The sequence below is a fragment of the Rhizobium etli 8C-3 genome (assembly GCF_001908375.1).
Lineage (GTDB): Bacteria > Pseudomonadota > Alphaproteobacteria > Rhizobiales > Rhizobiaceae > Rhizobium > Rhizobium etli_B.
The window spans coordinates 2,223,162-2,243,159 of record NZ_CP017244.1; the positions used below are offsets into that span (position 1 = coordinate 2,223,162).

Genomic DNA, 19,998 nt, shown 5'->3' on the forward strand with positions numbered 1-19,998 from the left:
TCATGGCCCTTTTCGATGCGACAAAACCACAGAGGACGAACTTGAGCGATCACACAGCATGCCGGGCGATCTTGAGGCATTTGCCCAAACCGACAGCCTGACACTTTCGGGCTCCGACCGTCCCATTGTACGATTGCGGACCTATGAAGTTTATGGGGAACTTCACCGAGTGGGACGGCATTAATTCCTCCGTAGAAGGAGGACGCCATGCCAACAGTCACCGTTGCAAAAGCTTGCAGCGCTCAGGCAGAAATCATCTCGCTTCTTCCAGCTCTCAAAGCCTTTGCGAGGCGATTCGAGCGTGTTGAAAGCGACGCCGACGATCTCGTTCAAGAAACGGTCTCCAAGGCACTTTGTCACATCGAGCAGTTCCAGGACGGCACGAGCCTCAAATCCTGGCTCTTTACGATCATGCGCAATACCTATTGCAGCAGCTACAAACGCCGCAAGCGCGAGCCGGTGGGCTGCGTCGGCGACCTGACTGACTGTCAGATGCCGGTCAAATCGACGCAGGAATGGTCGGTAAGAGCCCTTGACGTGCAGGCGGCGATCGACAAGCTCGGAGCCTCGCACCGCCATGCCCTGATGCTCGTCGTGAACGGGACAAGCTACGAAGAAGCAGCTGCAATCTGTGACTGCCAGGTGGGCACCATCAAAAGCCGGGTGAGCCGCGCGCGCAACCATCTTCTGGAAATGCTCGGCGAGACGCAGTCTTCCGAAGCAGCCTCGTTACACTAGGAAGGGACGCGGAGCGATGAGCCGCCACGACAGAAACGAATGGATCGCCAAGAGGGCCTATGCACTTTGGGAAGCGTGCGGTCGTCAAGATGGGCGCGATGGAGAGCACTGGGCACAGGCTGTGCGCGAGCGCGACGAGCTGGAACGCACGCAGGCTTCGGCCGACGGGCGCGAGGTGCTGATCCGGTTCAGACCAAGACCACCGGCTGCGACGTCTTCGAAACGCGCGGTGAGCCCGGCCTCTCGTGCAACCGGCTGAAGGAACACTTCATTCAAGCCCTGAAATCTGCACTTTCAGGCGATGAGAAGTCGCCGGTTCTCATCAGCCGAGACCGGTTGCTTCCTTTACCTTGTTGCGCGATAGCGGCAGATCGACCAGCCGCTTTCCCGTCGCATTGCGGATTGCATTGGCGAGCGCTGCACAGGTCGGTCCCTGCGCAGCCTCGCCTGTGCCGAGGAAGGGCTGACCGGGCCGATCGAGAACATGCACCTCGACGCTTTCTGGGACGCTGCCGAAGCGCAGTATCGGATAACTCGACCAATCAGTGCTGGTAATACGAGTGCGATCGAAGGTGACGGCTTCATAAAGCGTCCAGCTGATCGATTGCAGGATGCCGCCCTCCGTCTGGTTGCGGATGCCGTCAGGATTGACGGCCTGACCGGCATCGATAGCACCGACGGCACGCAGCACCTGCACACGGCCGGTTTCGCGCTCGACCTTGGCTTCCAGTGCGACCGCCAGATAGGCGGCACGGTTCTTGTAACGCGCAAAGGCAAAGCCACGCCCGTGACCGGAAGGAACTTCGCTCCTGCCCCAGCCGAATTTCTCCGCAGCAAGCTTCACGACATCGCTGGCACGATGATCTTCCAGATGACGCAGGCGGAATTCGACCGGATCGGCCTTGGCGGCAATAGCCAGCTCGTCCATGGTGCTTTCGATCGAAAATACATTGGCATAAGCACCAAGGCCGCGTAGCGCCGAAACCCTGAGCGGCATGTCGGGCAGGAAATGCCACAACACCCGGCGGTTCGGGATCGCATAGACAGGGTCGGCGTTCCGATCGCCGCTGCCATTGGGACTGATGCTGAGCTTCGGCACCTCCAGGGGCGTCGGCTGTTCCTTGGCGCGCCCGGCAATGAGCGAGCCGGAACTTCCGGGGCGCGTGCTGTGGGTATTGCTCCACACATCATAGGTCCAGTTGTCGATCCTGCCGTTTGCATCAAGCGACGCCCGGACCTTGCATACCATGCCAGGCCCGTAAGGTTCCCACATATGCTCCTGCTCGCGCATCCACTGGACACGCACGGGACGGCCGGGAATTTTCATGGCGATGAGTGCTGCGTCGGCAGCTGCGTCGTCGGCGCCGTTGTGCCCGTAGCAGCCGGACCCTTCCATGTGGATGACACGCACCTTCTCCTCCGGCATCGCCAGCATTTGGGCAATCGCACTCCGATCGGGGAAGACTCCTTGCGTGTGCGACCAGATATCAAGGCTGCCGTCGGCCTTCAGATGCGCGAGCGCACAGGACGGACCGATCGAAGCGTGCATCTGATAGGGGCGCGTGAAGGTTGCCTCGTAGATTGGGCCGTTCGGGAAGCTCGGATTGCCGGATTCGGCCACGGTGCCGACATCCTTTTCCAGAGCGACGAGAGCGGCGGCCAGATCGGCCTGTTCTGGAAGCGTTGCAGGCTCGTCCCACCGCGCCGCTTTTTCAACCGCGCGCATGGCCTTGACCGCCTGCCATTCTTTCTCCGCCACCACGGCAAGGAAACTGCCGTCGCGGATCACCGAGATGACGCCGGGCATGGCGGCAGCGGCCGTGGCGTCGATGTCTTTCAATGTTGCACCATAGCTCGGCGGACGGATCACGCGAGCGTGCACCATTCCTTCCAGGCGCAAGTCCTGGACATAAGCTGCAGCGCCGGTAACCTTGCCCGGGATGTCGATGCGCTGCACATCACGGCCGATGATGCTCAGTCCATCAGGCTGCTTCAGTTTCGATTGCGGCTGGGCTTGGACGTGCAGGAACTGGCCCGATACCAGCTCGCCATAGGTCGCCGAGCTGCCTTGCGGCCCGAAGACGCTTTTCTTTTTCGCCCTGAGCTGGTCTGGCGGCAGGCTAAAACGGCGCGCTGCCTCGGTGATCAGCAGCTCGCGAACCTGCGCGGCTGCGTTGCGGATCGCAGTACCGCTGTTCTGCATCGACTGGCTGCCTGCCGTAAACCCTTCGTCGGGTGTACGCCCGGTGTCAGCGGTCACGAGTGCAATGTCTGCGGGATCGACTTCCAGCTCCTCTGCGGCAACCTGGATGAGGGCCGTGCGGATCCCCTGTCCAAGTTCCACCTTGCCGGTGAACACGGTGATCGTGCCGTCAGCATCTATTCTTATCCAGCTATCGAGATAGCCGTCGTCATCCAGGCTGCCCGGCAATTTCGGCTTTTCAGGCGCCGCAGCCGGCATCCCTTGCGCCAGCGCACCGATGGTGGAGAAGCTGACGATGAGAGAGCCGGTGCCCGCAAGCAGGCAGCGCCGGCTCATTCGATGTCCGGTGAGAATATCCATCATCCGGCACTCCTTTTGGCGCCCACAAGCCCGGAAGCTTCCATCAGTTCACCCGCGCGCCTGATGGCGGCAAGGATGCGCATATGCGTGCCGCAGCGACAGAGATTGGTCCGTAACGCCGATCTGATTTCCTCATCGCTCGGCGTCGCATTCTGCTTCAGAAGCACCGCTGCGCTCATCATCATGCCGGCAATGCAGTAGCCGCATTGGGCCGCCTGTTTCTCGATGAAGGCCGCCTGCAGCGGTCCGGGCTTTTCGGCTGTTCCAAGCCCTTCCACGGTGACGATTTCCTTGCCTTCGACCACGACGATCGGCGTCACGCACGAAAGTACCGCCTGGCCGTCGACCATGACGGTGCAGGCGCCGCATTGGCCTAGGCCGCAACCAAATTTTGCGGCGTTGAGTCCAAGATCATTGCGAAGCACGTAAAGTAGTGGCGTGTCGGGCTCGCTTTCGACCTCGTGGGTCTGTCCATTGACCTTAAGGCTTGTCATCTCGGCTCCTTCGCGCCGACATTGGAGGGCGCTCGTTCAATTCCGTCCGAGGGGCGGACGGCGACAAAATATTCACCGGAGCGTGTGCGGTTGACCCGTTCCAGCAGATCGGGCCAAGGACCGCGCGTCGTAAAGCGCTGCCGCATGAAATCGAGCAGGTCGGCGATCTGCTGGTCGTTCAGTGCCCCGGCAAAACCCGGCATCACGGCACTTGGCTCACCGTCGGCAGGTGGCAGGCCGAAAAGCACGACATTGACGATGTTTTGCGGATTGGGCGCGTTGACGGCGGTGCTGAGATTGAAATTCAGCCCCCCGAAGGGCGCAGCGCGACCGGACTCATGACAGGTCGCACAAGCCGCACCATAGATGGCTGCACCCGGGTGAGCGGTAAGTTCGGCCGACGCCTTGTTCTCGTCAATCGCCGCCGTCACCACGCCATCCTGCTCGGGAAGGAACTGCTTTTTCAGCTTTTCGGCCCATTGAAGGCGTTCGGCAGACGGTTCGCCCATGATCGAGGCGACATAGGCAGCGATGGCGTTGATATCGCTGTCGGGAAGGACCCCGAGATTGCCGGTGACCTCAGCCATCGGACCGCGCGAGACGCCGTGGAAGACATGGTAGCCATGACGCAGATAGAACGCGAGCGACTCCTTGTCCCACGGGATCGGCGAGGGGTTTTGCGCATTGATCGCATAAGCCTGCCAGCCTTCCGCCTCGCCGCCGCCGAAGTGCTTGCCGCGCTCCTCGGCACCAAAGGCGTTGCGAGGCGTGTGGCAAGCCCCGCAGTGACCGAGGCCTTCGGCAAGATAGGCACCGCGGTTCCATTCCTCGCTTTTGTTCGGATCAGGCGCGAAAGCGCCCTGGTCGAAGAAGACCAGTTTCCAGGCGGCAAGAATGGGGCGGACATGCAGGAGGTACGGCAGCTCGTTTCGGGGCGAACTCGCCCTGACGGGCGTGCGCGTCATCAAGAAGGCATAGAGGGCCTTGTTGTCCTCGTCGGTGACGCGGGTGAAATGATCATAGGGAAATGCCGGATAAAGATGATCGCCTTTTCGGTCTACTCCTTCACGCATGGCCCGCTTGAAGGCAGCCTCGCTCCAGCGCCCGATACCGGTTTCATCGTCCGGTGTGATGTTCGTCGAATAAATGGTACCGAAAGGTGTCGGCAGTTTGAGGCCCCCCGAAAAGGCCTGCTTTCCCGGGACCGTATGACAGGCAATGCAGTTTCCAACCGCTGCGAGGCTGGCTCCCTTGGCGATCAATGCGTTATCGAAAGGCCCGGCCTGCGAGGCATTTCGGGCCTCGATTTCGGGGCGCCAGGCAAGAAAAAAGAATGCGAGACCGAAAACGATGAAGAGGGTGAGGATCGTCGACAGCAGTCTGATGGCTCGCATTGCCGATATGACCCTCCCAGGAGTGCAGACCGAACCGCATAAAACGCAAGGGATCAGGACTTTGTTCCCGGATCAGGTGTTGGTATCGCTTAAGGCTTGGCGATGGTTGAGCGCTCCTGAACGATCCGAGCCCGGTCTTTGTCGCTCTCGCGCATAAGGCGACCGGTGACGCGCAGCATCGCGATGAGGTCGGTTCCGTCGATGGACGCCTTTGTCATTTGGAGCTGTTCGAACTCGGCCGCCGCCTGCTGCCAGTTTTCGGTCTCGCGCCCAAAGGGGCATCCTTCCTCCTCCCAAATGGCGTATGCGCGCTGGCTGATCCAATCGTCCTTGTTGTAAACCATGATACCCAACCAAAAATGGAGAAAAATGTTCGTCTTGAGGTTGTCAGATTTCGTTTACGGAGTTGTTACTTCCGCAAGCGTCTGCGGTGATCGCGCCGCAACAGCAGTGCGTCAGATAGTGCTGTTGCCTGCCTCGATTGACCGCTCGGCGAGCTCGATGAGGATGCCGTCGGGATCGCGCAGAAAAGCGACCTTGTGCAGAACCTCGGAATTGTAAGCAAGGCGCGGGCGCTCCTTCACTTCAACCCCGGCGGCTTCGAGCCTTGCGAAGGTTTCAGCGACGCTGGCGAACAGGAACGTGAGATGGCGAAGACCGGCAGTACCCTCGGGAACGTCGCTTGCCCGCACTGCCCCGCCTGCAGGCGCAAAGACTTCCAGCATACCGCCTCCGGCATCGAGAAAAGCAACCTGCGAGCCATCCGGCATCGCCTTGCGCAGATGCAGCCGAAGGCCAAGCAGGCCGCAATAAAAGGCAACGGCGCGGTCCATGTCGCTGACAGTCATGCCGATATGTTCAAAGGATTTCAGCATTGAAAATTCCTCCCGCCGACAATGCTCGAACTGACTGCGGTCGCTTGCCGTCGTCAAGTCGAAATCGTGTGATGGCAATCGACAAGACCTGGCTTGCGGTCGATGAAATGGGGCGCTATCTGGTTGGAAAGGCCACGACTTAAGACCATCGAAAGCCGGGAGGCAGGGCATGCGCAAAGCGATCATCGTTTGGGGCGGCTGGCAGGGCCACGAACCTGAAGCATGCGCAGCCACCGTCGGAGAACTTTTGCGCGAGGACGGCTTTTCGGTGGATATTACCGGCGATCTCGACATCTTCGGCTCGCCGGTAATTGCCAATGCCGATCTTCTCGTTCCGATCATCACCGGGGAGCAGTTGGAAAAGGCGCATGCCAACGCGCTGGTCACGGCTGTTCGTGACGGTCTTGGCCTCGGCGGCCACCACGGTGCACTCGCGACATCCTTCAAGGAAAGTGCTCCGTTCCGCTATGTTTGCGGCGTCACCTGGGTCTCTCATCCTGGCAACATCATCGACTTCCGTGTGAACGTCAGCCGACAAAACGATCCGCTGATGCAAGGCATTCCGGACTTCGACTACCACTCGGAGCAGTATTACCTGCACTACGATCCGTCCGTTGAAATTCTGGCGACCACCACGTTCACCGGCGAATATGACGAGGCGGCCCGCAATGTCATCATGCCGGTGGTCTTCAAGCGGCACTTTGGCGCGGGCCGCGTCTTTTATTCGGCACTCGGCCATGTCGCAGCCGAATTCGACCATCCCTACATGCGACTTATTCTTCGCCGCGGTCTTGCCTGGGCTGCACGCCGCTAATGCAGCGCAGTGCGGCGCCGTATCGGTCAGCTCTGAACGATATGCTGCCTCACCAGTCGCTTGAGCTCTTCTGCATCCTTGAGCTGAATGGCTTCGATCATCAAGTGATGTTCGCAGCCGGACTGTTCGATGCGGGCGCGCGTTCGCCATTGAGCGACGGGCGCTGACGGGGTTCGCTGGCGAATTTCGGTAATGAGGTCGACCAGTTCCTGATTGCCGCCAAGAACCAGAAGTTGCCTGTGAAAGGCCAGATTGGCTTCGTAAAGGTCCAGCATCGTACCATCAAGGACCATGCGGTCGAAATGGATCGCCAGCTTCCGCAGGATATCGAGATCGTCGGCAGAGGCATTTTCCACGATCGTATCGGCAATCGCCGTCTCAAGAATGATGCGGATTTCGCTGACCTCCCTGGCACGGCGGCCGTCGGGCGCGTAGACGTGGTAGCCGCGATTGGGGACATGCTCGACCAGCCGCTTCTGGGCAAGGCGATCGAGCGCACGGCGTACTTCCGGGCGGGTGCAGTTGTAGCGTCGTTCAAGATCGATCTGCTTCAGCCATGTGCCAGGTAGAAGCACGCCCGCCAGGATATCCTGGAGGACAAGGTCGGTCACGTCCTTCGAATTTTCGATCTCCGGCTGCCCCATCGAAACGTCTGCCATTCAAGACTCCCTTTTCGAAACGGATATCACGGCACCGACAGTTTCTGTAGGCGGCCCGATTCCGGCCTGTCTAAAATTTATTCATGCCTGCGGATTGCGCAAAAGTTTTTTGTAGCCTAAATTGGCGCCAATTTTGGATACTAAGCGAAAAGAAGCCCTTTTGAAAGCCATGAAAAACTCAGACAGCGTGTGGGACATCGTCGAAGGCAAGCGCGAAATCTTCTTTGCGCTCAGCGATCTGATCTGGGATCTGCCGGAAACGAACTATCAGGAGTATCGATCGGCAGACGAACATGCGCGGCTCCTGCAACAGGAAGGCTTTCGCGTCGAACGCGGCCTTGCCGGCCTGCCGACAGCGGTCATGGGAGAGGCCGGCGAGGGCGGACCGGTCATTGCAATTCTCGGCGAGTTCGATGCGCTGCCGGGCCTCAGCCAGGTTGCAGGCCTTGCCGAAGAGCGCGAAGCGGTCGCCGGCGGCAATGGCCATGGTTGCGGTCACAATCTTCTGGGTGCCGGCTCGATGCTCGCGGCCGCCGCGGTCAAGGATTTCCTTGCACAGAACGGTCTGAAAGGACGCGTGCGCTATTATGGCTGCCCGGCCGAAGAAGGCGGCTCCTCCAAGGGCTTTATGGTGCGCGCCGGCGTCTTCGATGACGTCGATGTCGCCATTTCGTGGCATCCGGCTGCCTTTGCCGGCGTCAACAATCCGATCTCGCTTGCCTGCAACGAACTCAACTTCCATTTCACAGGCCGCGCCTCGCATGCCTCCGCGACACCGCACCTTGGCCGCAGTGCGCTCGATGCCGTCGAGCTGATGAATGTCGGCGTCAATTACATGCGAGAGCATATGCCATCGACAGCCCGCATTCATTACGCCGTTACCGATACCGGAGGTGCTGCCCCGAACGTCGTCCAGGCCCGCGCGACTGTTCGTTATCTCATCCGCGCCCGCACTCTGCCCGAACTTTTGTCGCTTGTCGCACGCGTCAAGAAAGTCGCCGAGGGGGCGGCGCTGATGACCGAGACGTCGGTCCGCAGCGAGATCCTCAGCGGCGACGCGAACCTGATCGGCAATACCCCCCTGGAGGAACGCATGTTTGCCCATCTCCAGCGTCTCGGCCCTCCGGTCTTCGACGAAAGTGACCGGCAGACCGCCCGCACGTTCCAGCAGACGATGAGCGCGGAGGATATTGCTGCTTCCTATAATCGCTTCGGCTTGAAAGCCAATAAGGATCAACCGCTTTGCGAGGAGATCGTGCCGCTTTATTCCGGAGACGGCTCGATTGTCGGCTCGACCGATGTCGGCAGCGTGAGCTGGGTCGTTCCGACCGTGCAGATGCGCGGCGCGACCTATGCGATCGGGACACCCGGCCATTCCTGGCAGCTGGTTGCGCAGGGCAAGCTTCCGGCTGCCCATAAGGGCACCGAACATGCAGCAAAGGTGATGGCAAGCACGGCCGTTGATCTGATCTTGGACCCCTCGCTCATCGATGCCGCCAAGGCCGATCTCAAAGCCCGCCTCGACGGGACACCCTTCGTCAATCCCATCCCGGATGACGTTGAGCCGCCGCTGCCGGAAAAACGACATGGCTGACGAGCCCAACAATGCGGATGTCGGGCACCTGATGGCGCATCTTCGGGAGTTTTCCCGACGCGTCAAGCTGTCGGGAACGCCTGAGGAGCTGGAAAGCTTCGGCTACCTCGAAAGGCAGATGACAAGCTATGGCTATCGCACCGAGCTGCTGTTTCATGAGGCCTTCATCAGCCTGCCGGGACAGGCAAAGGTGGAAATCGATGGCGTAGCGCTTCGCTGCATCACCCATTCGATGGCCGCTTCCAGTCCGCCTGGAGGCATCAGCGGCGAACTCGTTCATGTCGGCGAAGGCACAGAAGCCGATTTTTCGCAGGCCGAGGTGGCTGGAAAGATCGTTGTCGTGGACGGCATTGCAACCGAAGAGGTCGCAGCGCTTGCAAGTGCGGCCGGCGCGCGCGGCCAGCTCCATATCAGTCCCACCGAGCATCTTCATGAAATGTGCGTGTCGCCCGTGTGGGGAAATCCCTCCCAGCATACCCGCGACCAGCTCCCTGCGACCGTTATCTGCTCGATCGGCAATCATGACGGTGCCGCGTTGCGCCAGCGCCTTGCAGCCGGCCAAAACGTCAAGACCTGGTTGTTTGCCGAAGTCGACACCCGTTGGACCAAGACACCTTTGCTGGTGGCCGAGATGCCTGCTCAAGGTGGCGCGGCAGACGATCCTTTCATACTTTTGTCGGGTCATCACGACACCTGGCACTACGGGGTCATGGACAATGGCGGTGCGAATGCGACGATGCTGGAGGCAGCACGACTGCTTGGCCAAACGGCGTCCAGCTGGAAGCGCGGGTTGCGCATCTGCTTCTGGTCGGGTCATTCGCATGGGCGCTATTGCGGCTCGGCCTGGTATGCCGACGAGTATTTCGATGATCTCGAGCGCCGTTGCGCCGTCCATGTCAATGTCGACTCCACCGGTGGGAAGGGCGCGGCGATCTTGAGCAATTCCAGCGTAGTCGACGAACTTCGACCGCTGGCGGCCGAGGCGATCGAGAAAATTACCGGCCAGCGCCATGCCGGCCGGCGTCACGGCCGCGCGGCCGACCAATCCTTCTGGGGTGTCGGTATTCCTTCGATGTTCGGCAGCCTGAGCCATCAGCCTGCCGGACCGGCAAAGATGCTGACGGCGCTCGGTTGGTGGTGGCATACTCCCCATGACACCATCGAACATATCGACCCGGACAATCTGCGGCGCGACACACAGATCATCATCGAAGTTCTCGAACGCCTGCTTGTCTCGCCCGTCCTGCCACTGGACTACACAGTCTATGCCGCCTCGCTTGAAGAGGAGCTGACACGGCTGAGGAGCGCCATTGGCGAGCGGCTCGATCTCTCATCGATTGCCGGCGAGATTGCCGAGCTCCGGTCGAATGCCCAGGCAGTCCTGGCAGCAAGCGATGGCTGCCTGAAGCAGGCCGAGCGTCTCAACGCAGCGCTGATGGCCGCGTCCCGCCAGCTCGTGCCGTTGAACTATACCCATGGCGATCGCTTCCTTCACGATAGAGCCCTCCCGCATCCGCCATGGCCGGCCTTGGCAGGCCTGCGCGAGCTGGCCGGCCTGCCAAAGCACGCATCCGATACGGCATTTTATGTCGTTCACGCTCGGCAGACGCGCAATCGCATTGCTCATGCACTTCGCAACGCCAATGCCGCATTGCGATCTGCATTTGATACCTGAACAGCGAACCGCAATAAAAAAGGGGAATGATGTCATGAAAAGAAAATATCTGCATTTCTTCGTCCTGGCGGCCGTTTTGAACTCGGCTGCAAGTGCTGCCGAAGCCAGGGACCGGACAGATGTGAAGGTCGGCATAGAAGGCGCCTTTCCACCCTGGAACATGATGGATTCCAGCGGCAAGCTCGCCGGCTTCGATATCGACCTGATCAACGATCTCTGCGCCCGGGCAAAAGTCAAATGCGAGCTCATCCCCGGCGAGTGGACCGCCATGATCCCGAGCCTCAATGCCGGCAAGTTCGATCTGGTGATGACGCTTGGCATCAATGAAAAGCGCCGGCAGGTCGTCGACTTCACCGTTCCCTACGCCAGTGGCGTTGCAAGCTTCATTCTGCAGAAGAACGGTCCTGTGGCCCCGCTGCCGATGACCGGGCAGAAGCTCAATCTCAACGACAAGGACAAGGCCGATCCAGTCATGGCCAAGATCGGCGAGGCATTGGACGGCAAGACGGTCGGCGTTGTCCAGTCCACCAGCCAGGAACAATTGATCAATGCCTACTACGGCAGCAATGTCACGGTGCGCGCCTACAAGAATTCCGGCGAACGCGACCTCGACCTGAAGGCAGGCCGCATTGATGCCGGTTTCGACAGCGGCGTCTATGCGACCTCCATACTCGCAAAATCCGCAAACGGCGAACTGATGATGTCGGGACCGCTGATAAAGGGCGCCATGCTCGCCACCGAAGTCGCCCTTGGCATGCGCAAGGGCGAAGCAGATCTGAAGGCGAGATTCGACGAAGCCATCAAATCCGCGGCAAAGGACGGCACTATCAACAAGCTCTCCGAACACTGGAGCAGGATCGATCTCACGCCATCCTTCGAGCCGAATTGATCTTGAGCCAGGCGGCGGCAGCAGACCGTCGCCTTATTCCGCCACCGACTTTTCCATGATGGGTGACATGTCGTTTCCACCTCCTCGAAAGAATGCAAAAGGCAGGCGCCATGAACCAGCCCGGCATCCTTGAACTGGTCAGTTTCGGCCCGCAAGGCTGGGGCAAGGCACTGCTTGCCGGTGCATGGATGACGGTTCTGATCGCACTTGCCGGCTATTCGATCGGCGCAGCTATCGGGTCCTTCGGAGCCTGGGCCAAGATATCGGGAAGCCGCGGGCTGCGTATTGCGGCCGACACCTATACGACCGTGTTGCGCGGAATTCCCGATCTCTTGGTCATCTATCTCTTCTATTTCGGCGGCAGTGCTGTTGTCACCGCCGTCGGCCAGCTCTTCGGTGCCCAGGGCTTCGTCGGCTTTCCCGGCTTCCTCGCCGGATCGCTCGCCGTCGCGGTCACTTCCGGGGCCCAGTTTACTGAGGTCTTCCGTGGCGCGTTCAAGGCAGTGCATGCCGGCGAGATCGAAGCGGCGATCGCATGCGGCATGGGCCGATGGCTGCGCTTTCGACGGATCGTCGCGCCGCTGACGCTGCGCCACGCATTGCCGGGGCTCGGCAATGTCTGGCAAGTGGTACTGAAGGAATCGGCACTCGTCTCCATCACCGGTGTCGCCGAGCTTTTGCGCCAGACCCAGGTGGCGGCGGGATCGACCGGCCTGCCATTCGATTTTTATCTCATCGCCGGCGCAATCTACCTGCTGATCTCGACGGGGTCCGGTCTCTTCATGCGCCGGGCCGAACAGCATTTTTCGCGCGGCGTGAGGAGAAGCTGATGGATTGGCAATTTCTCTTCGAAACCTTCTTGAGCCTCATTTCGGCAATCCCGCTGAGCCTGGAGCTTGCCGCGACCTCGATCATACTGGGGGCAATCTGCGCGCTTGCCCTGGCACTTTGCCGGCTCTCTGGCATCCCCGCTCTCGACTGGTTTGCACGAAGCTACGTCTTCATCGTTCGCGGCACGCCGCTGCTCGTACAGATCTTCCTGATCTACTACGGTCTGGGGCAGTTTCCAGCAGTCCGCCACAGCCTGTTGTGGCCCTTTCTGCGCGAACCCTACTGGTGCGCCGTTCTGGCGCTGACAATGAACACCGCCGCCTATGGCAGCGAGATCATCCGCGGCGGCCTCCTGTCGGTGCCTTTCGGGCAGATCGAGGCAGCCCGGGCCTGCGGCATGCCGCGCATGATGCAGTTCCGACGCATCCTCCTGCCGCTTGCCATTCGGCAAGCGCTGCCCGGCTACAGCAATGAAATGATATCGATGGTCAAGGCAACGTCGCTTGCCTCCATCATAACACTCATGGAGGTAACCGGTGTTGCCGCCAAAATTATCTCCGAGACCTACCGTGCCATCGAGGTCTTCATCGTCGCCGGTGCCATCTATCTGGCAATCAACTTCCTGCTGACGCGGCTGGTCCATCTTCTCGAATACTGGCTGAGCCCGCACCTGCGCCAGCCTGTCCCACATCCTGCGGCAGGCCTTGCCCCCGCGCCCATTGAAGGAGACGCGCGATGACCGCGGCAATCCCCTCCCCTTCGCCGATCGCACTCAGCGTCAAGGACATGCATAAGAGCTTCGGTCCCGTCGAAGTGTTGAAGGGCATCTCCCTCGATGCCCACGAAGGCGACGTCGTTTCCATTCTCGGTTCCTCCGGTTCCGGCAAATCGACCTTTCTGCGCTGCATCAACCTGCTCGAAACGCCCAATTCCGGCGTGGTCACCGTGGCCGGTGAGACGATCCGTATGGCGCCTGACGGCAGGGGTGGCAGCCGTCCGGCCGATCGCAGACAGGTCGACCGCATCCGCTCGCAGCTCGGTATGGTCTTTCAGAGCTTCAATCTCTGGTCCCACAAGAGCGTGCTTGAAAATGTCATCGAGGCGCCCATCCACGTCCAGGGCCGGCCCCGAGCCGAATGCATCGAAGAGGCCGAGGCGCTGCTTGCCAAGGTCGGCATTGCCGAGAAACGGAATTTCTATCCCGCCCATCTTTCCGGCGGCCAGCAGCAGCGCGCAGCCATCGCCCGGGCGCTGGCGATGCGGCCGAAGGTCATGCTTTTCGACGAACCCACCTCTGCGCTCGATCCGGAACTCGTTGGTGAGGTCCTGCGCGTCATGCGAGCGCTCGCTGAGGAAGGACGCACAATGCTGGTGGTCACGCACGAAATGGGCTTTGCCCGCGACGTCTCCAGCCGTGTCGTCTTCCTTCACAAGGGTCTCGTCGAGGAAGATGGCAAGCCGCAGGAGGTGTTTTCCAGTTCGAAATCGGATCGTTTCCGGCAATTCATCAGCAAATGAAGCTTCAACCCAAATAAAGGAAAAGGGGAACCCAAATGAAATCTTCCAGTCGAATCCTGGTGGCGGTTTGCGCCGTTACCATGCTGGCCGTTTCGACGGTCGCACATGCCGAAGAAAAGAAGTGGACGACGGTCACCATCGCCACCGAAGGCGCGTTCAAGCCTTACAACTTTACCAAGCCGGACGGCACGCTGGACGGCTATGAAATCGAACTCACCAAGTATTTCTGCGACCACATGAAGGTGGAGTGCAAGATCGTCGTCCAGAACTTCGACGGCATGATCCCGGCACTCAATGCCGGCAAGTTCGATGCGATCATCTCCGGCATGTCGGCAACCGCCAAGCGCGAGGAAGTCATTGCGTTCAGCGACTCCTATGGCTCGACGGGCCAGGCATTTGCAACATCCAAGTCCAGCGATCTCGCACACATGCCCGAGAAGGGCCAGATCTTCTCGCTTGCAAGCGACGAGGCAGGTGCGGCTGCCGAAATTGACAAGCTGAAGCCGATGCTTGAAGGCAAGACGATCGGCGTGCAGACCGCATCGACGGCCGCTGCCTTTGTTGACAGATATCTGAAGGATGTCGTCCAGGTTCGCGAATATAAAACGACCGAAGAGCACGACCTCGATCTCAAGGCCGGCCGTGTCGACCTCGTCATGGCCTCCATGGCCTATCTGACCACGGCATCGCAAAAACCCGGCAACGAAGACATGACAACCACCGGCCCACGCTTTCAGGGCGGCTTTCTTGGCCGCGGCAGCTCGGTTGGCATGCGCAAGAGCGATTCGAAGCTGAAAGAGGAGTTCAACAAGGCGATCGCCGCCGCCAAGGCCGACGGCACCATCAAGACGCTCTCGGAAAAGTGGTTCGGCTTCGACGTAACACCGAAATGACCCTGCGAAGGCCGGCGGCGTCATCACACAGCGCCGCCGGCTTCATTTTGCTGCAGACTTGACGAGTCGCTGCCGGCGGTATTTTTGACCTTGCCCCGCCCGGACAGATGTGATCGATTTCCGGCGCTGCTGGAGGGCGGCGAATGACAAATCACCTGAGCAAAAGCTCGACTGCGACGGAGGGTCATCATGTCTCAGCTTCTCGACGACGCCTCATCAGGCGGCCTGTTTGTCGGCCGCGTCTGGAATCCGCAGGCAGCCGGTCCGGCGATTGTGACGATCCGTGACGGAGAAATAGTCGACATAACGTCCAGTCAAGCCCCGACATTGAGCGCACTTCTGGAGAAAGCCGACCCGACAGATTTCGTGCGCGAGGCGGATGGCAAACGGCTTGCTTCACTCGAGATGGTGGCAGCAAACAGCACCGGCAGGCCGGACGCTGCCCGACCCTATCTCTTGGCGCCGGCAGATCTTCAGGCCGTCAAGGCCTGCGGTGTAACCTTTGCTCAATCGATGATCGAGCGCGTCATCGAAGAAAAGGCTGCCGGCAATCCGGATCGTGCAGCCTCGATCCGCAGCCGCGTTGGCACTCTGATCGGCGGCAGCCTCGCCAACATCAAAGCAGGCTCTGCGGAAGCGGCAAAGGTCAAGCAGGCGTTGATCGACGAAGGCATGTGGTCGCAATATCTCGAAGTCGGCATCGGCCCGGATGCCGAGGTCTTTACCAAGTCGCCTGTGCTTTCCTCCGTCGGCTGGGGGGCCGATGTTGGCCTGCATCCGATTTCGACCTGGAACAATCCGGAACCGGAAATCGTGCTTGCGGTCAACAGCCGCGGCGAAATCAAGGGTGCGACCCTCGGTAACGACGTCAACCTGCGCGATGTCGAGGGCCGCTCGGCTCTGCTGCTCGGCAAGGCGAAGGACAACAACGCCTCCTGCTCCATCGGGCCTTTCCTTCGCCTGTTCGACGCCACCTACGGCCTCGAGGATGTCCGCAAGGCCGAGCTTGACCTGAAGGTCACCGGCCAAGACGGCTTCGTTCTCAACGGAAAGAGCTCAATGTCGAAGATCAGCCGCGACCCGACCGATCTCGTCAGGCAGACCTGCGGGGCTCATCATCAGTATCCGGATGGCTTCATGCTGTTCCTCGGCACGCTGTTTGCCCCGACACAGGACCGCGACGCCCCCAACCAGGGTTTTACGCACAAGGTCGGCGATGTCGTCGAAATCTCCGCATCCGGGCTCGGCACGCTTGTCAATACCGTTCGCCTTTCCACCGAATGCCCCCCATGGACGTTCGGGATTTCGGCGTTGATGACAAACCTCGCCGCCCGAGGGCTGCTCGCCTGATCGGCCAGCCTGGCCGCATGAATCGGACTGCCAATCGGGCTCGTTTGTTTGTGCACTGCAGCAATCGTCCCTATATTGATCCTTGGCGCCTTTTTTGGCTCAAGGAGAAGCATGTGTCCTTTCGAGATTCACCAGACGAACGCCTAGTTGAAATCGCATCATTCGGATCCAATCCCGGCGCGCTCAAGGCCTGGCTGTTCCTCCCCACAGACATGGATGAGCGTGCCCCACTCGTCGTAGCCCTCCATGGCTGCACCCAGACAGCCAAGGGATACGCACTCGGCTCTGGATGGTCGCAGCTCGCTGAGCGGCGGGGATTTGCGGTTCTCTATCCAGAACAACAGCACTCGAACAACCCGAACCTCTGTTTCAATTGGTTCGAGCCCGCAGATGCACGACGCGGTGCAGGCGAAGCCGCATCCATCAGCCAGATGGTCGCACATGTCGTTCAGTCACAGGGCATCGATCAGAACCGGATTTTCGTGACCGGTCTTTCAGCAGGTGGCGCCATGGCGAACGCTATGCTGTCGACCTATCCTGAGATCTTCGCCGGCGGCGCGATCATCGCAGGTCTTCCCTATGGCGTGGCGGCCAATGTTGCAGAAGCCTTCGCACAAATGCAGGGGCGAAATCCTTCGAACGCCCCGAAGCTACGCTCCGCGTTGAGGCGTGCCGGACATCACGCGGGTCCCTGGCCGACTGTCTCGGTGTGGCATGGAACACATGATCAGACAGTGCGACCGAGGAATGCAGACCAGATCGTGGATCAGTGGAGCGGCGTACATGCGACAGGCAAAGAGCCGGATCGCATGGAAGTGGTAAACGGGCACCAGCACAAGGTCTGGCTAGACGCCGATGGGCGAATGGTCATCGAAACCTATTCCATCAAAGGTATGGCCCATGGCCTTCCACTTGCAATCCGAGGCGATACCTCGTTCGGCCGAGCAGGGCCCTACATGCTTGAGGCTGGTATTTCGTCAACGGCGCGCATCGCGCGCAGCTGGGGGCTTGCTTTCGATTCCGATGTCGAAGCAACGGAGTTCGTCGCAGCCGAGGTGTCTGGGGAGTTGAAACTGGCTGGCAATGGCAAGCGACGAAGCCCTCGAGCGGGACCCGGTGACAATCGGGTCGGCAAAATCATCAATGACGCGCTTCGTGCAGCCGGGCTCCTTCGCTAGCCTGCTGCCGCCGGCCATGGCCATGGCCGCCAGTCGCCGCCCTACCATCAGTTCCTCGAAGCCGATGCAGCAAGGCGAAACCTGGTGCGCCATCCCGGCGGTCTCCTCCACGGCAGCCGGCGAAACAGAAAAGGCTTGGGCCCGGGATATCCGCCAAGCGATGTGCGGTCGGCGATTTTCGCTTCCGGCCTGACTTGCCGGTTTCAGGAATTATCGCAGCAAGATCCGCCCGACCACCCGCAGCAGCAGTCAATGCGGGCCAGATCTACTGATTGCGCCGGATTCCCTGCATGAGATCCAGCACGGAGTTGGCCGCGTCGAGCACATTCGTGCCGGGGCCGAAAACGGCAGAAACACCGTGATCAGCCAGAAACTGATAGTCCTGGCGCGGGATGACCCCGCCGCAGATGACGATGACATCGCCGCCGCCCTTTGCTTTCAGCATATCGACAAGCTGCGGCAGCAGCGTCTTGTGGCCGGCGGCAAGCGACGAGACGCCGATGACGTTGACGTTTTCGCCGACAGCCATCTGCGCTGCCTCTTCCGGCGTCTGGAAAAGCGGACCGGCAAGCACGTCGAACCCGATGTCGCCGAATGCCGATGCTATCACCTTGGCGCCGCGGTCATGGCCGTCCTGGCCAAGTTTGGCGACCATGATCTTCGGCCTGCGGCCAAGCGCCGCGCTGACCTCCGACATGCGGCTTTTCAAGACCGAAAGCTCGGGCTCGTCACGATAGGCTTCGCCATAGACGCCCATGATCACCTTTGGCGTGGCGGCGTGATCGCCGAAGGCTTTCCGCATGGCATCGGAGATCTCGCCGACGGTGGCGCGCGCACGGGCCGCCTCGACGGCCGCAGCCAGGAGATTGCCTTTTCCGCTGTGGGCGATCTCGACAAGCGCAGTGAGCGTTTGGGTAACCTTGGCGCTGTCACGCCGGCGCTTCGTCTCTTCGATGCGACTGATTTGCGCCGCTCTTACGGCACTGTTGTCGATTTCCAGGATGTCGATCGGCTCTTCGTTTTCGAGGCGGTACTTGTTGACGCCAACGATAACCTCATCGCCCTTGTCGACGGCGGCTTGCCGCCGCGCGGCAGCTTCCTCGATCAACCGCTTCGGCAGGCCTTCGTTGACTGCGCGTGTCATTCCGCCAAGTGCCTCGACCTCCTCGATCAGCGCCCATGCCTTGTCGGCCAGTTCCTTCGTCAGGCTCTCGACATAATAGGAGCCGGCGAGTGGGTCGACGACCTTGGTGACACCTGTCTCATGGCTCAGGATCAGTTGCGTATTGCGGGCGATGCGGGCGGAAAATTCCGTCGGCAGCGCGATCGCCTCGTCGAAGGAATTGGTGTGCAGCGACTGCGTGCCGCCGAGCACGGCCGACATCGCCTCATAAGCCGTGCGGATGATATTGTTATAGGGATCCTGCTCCTGCAGCGACACACCCGAGGTCTGGCAATGGGTGCGCAGCATCAGCGAAGAGGATTGCTTCGGCTCGAACTCCTCCATGATCCGCGTCCAGAGCAGCCGCGCGGCGCGCAGCTTTGCGGCTTCCATGAAGAAGTTCATGCCGATTGCAAAGAAGAAGGAGAGACGCCCGGCAAAGTCATCGACGCTGAGGCCCTTGGCGATTGCCGCCCTGACATATTCGCGGCCATCAGCCAGTGTGAAGGCAAGCTCCTGAACCAGTGTCGCACCCGCCTCCTGCATGTGATAGCCGGAGATCGAGATCGAATTGAACTTCGGCATTTCCTTGGCCGTATACTCGATGATGTCTGCGACGATCCGCATCGAAGGTTCTGGCGGATAGATATAGGTGTTGCGGACCATGAACTCCTTGAGGATGTCGTTCTGGATGGTCCCGGAGAGTTCCGCGCGCGAACAGCCCTGCTCCTCGCCGGCGACGATGAAGGAGGCCAGAATCGGAATGACCGCGCCGTTCATGGTCATCGACACGGACATTTCGTTCAACGGGATGCCGTCAAAGAGGATCTTCATGTCTTCGACCGAGTCGATTGCGACACCGGCCTTGCCGACGTCACCCTCGACGCGTGGATGGTCGCTGTCATAGCCGCGATGGGTGGCGAGATCGAAGGCGACGGAAAGGCCCTTCTGGCCGGCGGCGAGATTGCGACGGTAAAAGGCGTTGGATTCCTCGGCCGTCGAAAAACCGGCATACTGGCGGATCGTCCAGGGCCTGCCGGCATACATCGTCGCGCGCGGCCCCCGGACGAAGGGTTCAAATCCCGGAAGGGAATCGAGATGCCCGGCTCCTTCGAGATCGGCGGCCGTGTAAAGCGGCTTGACGTCAATGCCTTCCGGGGTATGCCAGGTCAGCGTCTCCGGCGGGGCGCGCAGCTCCTTCTGCGCCAATGCCGCCCAATCCGCGGTCGTCTTCTTGACCATGTCTTCCTCCGGAATTTCCTTTTGGATGCACGCTATCACTCGAACCGCTTGGGGCGCGATAGGGCCTTGGGATAATTTACGCAGGAAACTGCCGATTTCCATGCCTGGCGTGGCGCCTGTCGCCGCTGG

The 19,998-nt window shown here is 60.4% G+C and carries 19 protein-coding genes; 12 read left to right on the forward strand and 7 right to left on the reverse strand.

Going from position 1 to position 19,998, the window contains the following annotated elements; all coding sequences use genetic code 11:
* Positions 1 to 207: 207 nt before the first annotated feature.
* Positions 208 to 738, forward strand: coding sequence for a sigma-70 family RNA polymerase sigma factor (locus tag AM571_RS35420; protein WP_074065531.1), 531 nt, complete (start codon positions 208 to 210; stop codon positions 736 to 738).
* Between the two features lie 16 nt (positions 739 to 754).
* Positions 755 to 997 carry a DUF2934 domain-containing protein gene (locus tag AM571_RS35425; protein ID WP_074065532.1) on the forward strand — a complete coding sequence of 81 codons (243 nt, stop codon included), beginning with the start codon at positions 755 to 757 and terminating at the stop codon, positions 995 to 997.
* Between the two features lie 63 nt (positions 998 to 1,060).
* On the opposite strand, the gene AM571_RS35430 is transcribed toward AM571_RS35425, so the two are convergent.
* From AM571_RS35430 to AM571_RS35450, 5 genes are all read right to left on the reverse strand, one after another.
* The gene (locus AM571_RS35430) at positions 1,061 to 3,301 is read right to left on the reverse strand and encodes a xanthine dehydrogenase family protein molybdopterin-binding subunit (protein ID WP_074065768.1); all 2,241 of its coding nucleotides are present in this window, start codon (positions 3,299 to 3,301) and stop codon (positions 1,061 to 1,063) included.
* A complete protein-coding gene (locus AM571_RS35435; RefSeq protein ID WP_074065533.1) occupies positions 3,301 to 3,795 on the reverse strand; it encodes a (2Fe-2S)-binding protein in 495 nt (164 codons plus the stop codon). Before AM571_RS35435 ends, AM571_RS35430 begins: the two co-directional genes overlap by 1 nt.
* A complete protein-coding gene (locus tag AM571_RS35440; RefSeq protein WP_155774579.1) occupies positions 3,792 to 5,189 on the reverse strand; it encodes a c-type cytochrome in 1,398 nt (465 codons plus the stop codon). Before AM571_RS35440 ends, AM571_RS35435 begins: the two co-directional genes overlap by 4 nt.
* Positions 5,190 to 5,278: 89 nt before the next feature.
* Positions 5,279 to 5,533 (reverse strand): DUF2934 domain-containing protein, encoded by a 255-nt coding sequence (locus tag AM571_RS35445; RefSeq protein WP_074065534.1) that lies wholly within the window; start codon positions 5,531 to 5,533, stop codon positions 5,279 to 5,281.
* Between the two features lie 111 nt (positions 5,534 to 5,644).
* Positions 5,645 to 6,064: a VOC family protein gene (locus AM571_RS35450; RefSeq protein WP_074065535.1), complete on the reverse strand. Its 420-nt coding sequence runs from the start codon at positions 6,062 to 6,064 to the stop codon at positions 5,645 to 5,647.
* Positions 6,065 to 6,233: 169 nt separating this feature from the next.
* Between AM571_RS35450 and AM571_RS35455 the strand changes: the two genes are divergently transcribed.
* Entirely contained in the window at positions 6,234 to 6,878 is a 645-nt protein-coding gene (locus AM571_RS35455) for a ThuA domain-containing protein (protein ID WP_074065536.1), read from the forward strand.
* Positions 6,879 to 6,904: 26 nt separating this feature from the next.
* Here AM571_RS35455 and AM571_RS35460 read toward each other — a convergent pair whose 3' ends face one another.
* Positions 6,905 to 7,537, reverse strand: coding sequence for a GntR family transcriptional regulator (locus AM571_RS35460; RefSeq protein WP_074065537.1), 633 nt, complete (start codon positions 7,535 to 7,537; stop codon positions 6,905 to 6,907).
* A 169-nt stretch (positions 7,538 to 7,706) separates the two neighbouring features.
* Between AM571_RS35460 and AM571_RS35465 the strand changes: the two genes are divergently transcribed.
* The 9 genes from AM571_RS35465 to AM571_RS35505 all read left to right on the forward strand — a co-directional run bounded on the left by AM571_RS35465 (position 7,707) and on the right by AM571_RS35505 (position 17,465).
* A complete protein-coding gene (locus tag AM571_RS35465; protein WP_074065538.1) occupies positions 7,707 to 9,131 on the forward strand; it encodes a M20 family metallopeptidase in 1,425 nt (474 codons plus the stop codon).
* On the forward strand, positions 9,124 to 10,806 hold the full coding sequence (locus AM571_RS35470) for a M28 family peptidase (protein WP_074065539.1): 1,683 nt from the start codon (positions 9,124 to 9,126) through the stop codon (positions 10,804 to 10,806). Before AM571_RS35465 ends, AM571_RS35470 begins: the two co-directional genes overlap by 8 nt.
* A gap of 34 nt (positions 10,807 to 10,840) precedes the next feature.
* On the forward strand, positions 10,841 to 11,695 hold the full coding sequence (locus tag AM571_RS35475; protein WP_074065540.1) for a transporter substrate-binding domain-containing protein: 855 nt from the start codon (positions 10,841 to 10,843) through the stop codon (positions 11,693 to 11,695).
* 110 nt (positions 11,696 to 11,805) lie between these two features.
* Positions 11,806 to 12,525 carry an ABC transporter permease gene (locus AM571_RS35480; protein ID WP_074065770.1) on the forward strand — a complete coding sequence of 240 codons (720 nt, stop codon included), beginning with the start codon at positions 11,806 to 11,808 and terminating at the stop codon, positions 12,523 to 12,525.
* Complete coding sequence (locus tag AM571_RS35485; RefSeq protein ID WP_074065541.1) at positions 12,525 to 13,265, forward strand: ABC transporter permease; 741 nt, start codon at positions 12,525 to 12,527, stop codon at positions 13,263 to 13,265. Before AM571_RS35480 ends, AM571_RS35485 begins: the two co-directional genes overlap by 1 nt.
* Positions 13,262 to 14,044 (forward strand): ABC transporter ATP-binding protein, encoded by a 783-nt coding sequence (locus AM571_RS35490; protein ID WP_074065542.1) that lies wholly within the window; start codon positions 13,262 to 13,264, stop codon positions 14,042 to 14,044. The genes AM571_RS35485 and AM571_RS35490 overlap by 4 nt, the downstream gene beginning before the upstream one ends.
* 35 nt (positions 14,045 to 14,079) lie before the next feature.
* The gene (locus tag AM571_RS35495; protein WP_074065543.1) at positions 14,080 to 14,937 is read left to right on the forward strand and encodes a transporter substrate-binding domain-containing protein; all 858 of its coding nucleotides are present in this window, start codon (positions 14,080 to 14,082) and stop codon (positions 14,935 to 14,937) included.
* 189 nt (positions 14,938 to 15,126) lie between these two features.
* Positions 15,127 to 16,287: a fumarylacetoacetate hydrolase family protein gene (locus AM571_RS35500; protein WP_074065544.1), complete on the forward strand. Its 1,161-nt coding sequence runs from the start codon at positions 15,127 to 15,129 to the stop codon at positions 16,285 to 16,287.
* 113 nt (positions 16,288 to 16,400) lie between these two features.
* Positions 16,401 to 17,465 (forward strand): alpha/beta hydrolase family esterase, encoded by a 1,065-nt coding sequence (locus tag AM571_RS35505; protein WP_074065771.1) that lies wholly within the window; start codon positions 16,401 to 16,403, stop codon positions 17,463 to 17,465.
* A gap of 265 nt (positions 17,466 to 17,730) precedes the next feature.
* Here the strand turns inward: AM571_RS35505 and scpA are convergent, their stop codons facing one another.
* Positions 17,731 to 19,869: a methylmalonyl-CoA mutase gene (gene scpA, locus AM571_RS35515; protein ID WP_074065546.1), complete on the reverse strand. Its 2,139-nt coding sequence runs from the start codon at positions 19,867 to 19,869 to the stop codon at positions 17,731 to 17,733.
* Positions 19,870 to 19,998 lie beyond the last annotated feature (129 nt).

What these genes read in the sequence shown, in the direction of transcription:
- AM571_RS35420 (WP_074065531.1), top strand. Translation starts at nt 208, where the DNA reads ATGCCAACAGTCACCGTTGCAAAAGCTTGCAGCGCTCAGGCAGAAATC.
- AM571_RS35425 (WP_074065532.1), top strand. Translation starts at nt 755, where the DNA reads ATGAGCCGCCACGACAGAAACGAATGGATCGCCAAGAGGGCCTATGCA.
- AM571_RS35430 (WP_074065768.1), bottom strand. Translation starts at nt 3,301, where the DNA reads ATGGATATTCTCACCGGACATCGAATGAGCCGGCGCTGCCTGCTTGCG.
- AM571_RS35435 (WP_074065533.1), bottom strand. Translation starts at nt 3,795, where the DNA reads ATGACAAGCCTTAAGGTCAATGGACAGACCCACGAGGTCGAAAGCGAG.
- AM571_RS35440 (WP_155774579.1), bottom strand. Translation starts at nt 5,189, where the DNA reads ATGCGAGCCATCAGACTGCTGTCGACGATCCTCACCCTCTTCATCGTT.
- AM571_RS35445 (WP_074065534.1), bottom strand. Translation starts at nt 5,533, where the DNA reads ATGGTTTACAACAAGGACGATTGGATCAGCCAGCGCGCATACGCCATT.
- AM571_RS35450 (WP_074065535.1), bottom strand. Translation starts at nt 6,064, where the DNA reads ATGCTGAAATCCTTTGAACATATCGGCATGACTGTCAGCGACATGGAC.
- AM571_RS35455 (WP_074065536.1), top strand. Translation starts at nt 6,234, where the DNA reads ATGCGCAAAGCGATCATCGTTTGGGGCGGCTGGCAGGGCCACGAACCT.
- AM571_RS35460 (WP_074065537.1), bottom strand. Translation starts at nt 7,537, where the DNA reads ATGGCAGACGTTTCGATGGGGCAGCCGGAGATCGAAAATTCGAAGGAC.
- AM571_RS35465 (WP_074065538.1), top strand. Translation starts at nt 7,707, where the DNA reads ATGAAAAACTCAGACAGCGTGTGGGACATCGTCGAAGGCAAGCGCGAA.
- AM571_RS35470 (WP_074065539.1), top strand. Translation starts at nt 9,124, where the DNA reads ATGGCTGACGAGCCCAACAATGCGGATGTCGGGCACCTGATGGCGCAT.
- AM571_RS35475 (WP_074065540.1), top strand. Translation starts at nt 10,841, where the DNA reads ATGAAAAGAAAATATCTGCATTTCTTCGTCCTGGCGGCCGTTTTGAAC.
- AM571_RS35480 (WP_074065770.1), top strand. Translation starts at nt 11,806, where the DNA reads ATGAACCAGCCCGGCATCCTTGAACTGGTCAGTTTCGGCCCGCAAGGC.
- AM571_RS35485 (WP_074065541.1), top strand. Translation starts at nt 12,525, where the DNA reads ATGGATTGGCAATTTCTCTTCGAAACCTTCTTGAGCCTCATTTCGGCA.
- AM571_RS35490 (WP_074065542.1), top strand. Translation starts at nt 13,262, where the DNA reads ATGACCGCGGCAATCCCCTCCCCTTCGCCGATCGCACTCAGCGTCAAG.
- AM571_RS35495 (WP_074065543.1), top strand. Translation starts at nt 14,080, where the DNA reads ATGAAATCTTCCAGTCGAATCCTGGTGGCGGTTTGCGCCGTTACCATG.
- AM571_RS35500 (WP_074065544.1), top strand. Translation starts at nt 15,127, where the DNA reads ATGTCTCAGCTTCTCGACGACGCCTCATCAGGCGGCCTGTTTGTCGGC.
- scpA (WP_074065546.1), bottom strand. Translation starts at nt 19,869, where the DNA reads ATGGTCAAGAAGACGACCGCGGATTGGGCGGCATTGGCGCAGAAGGAG.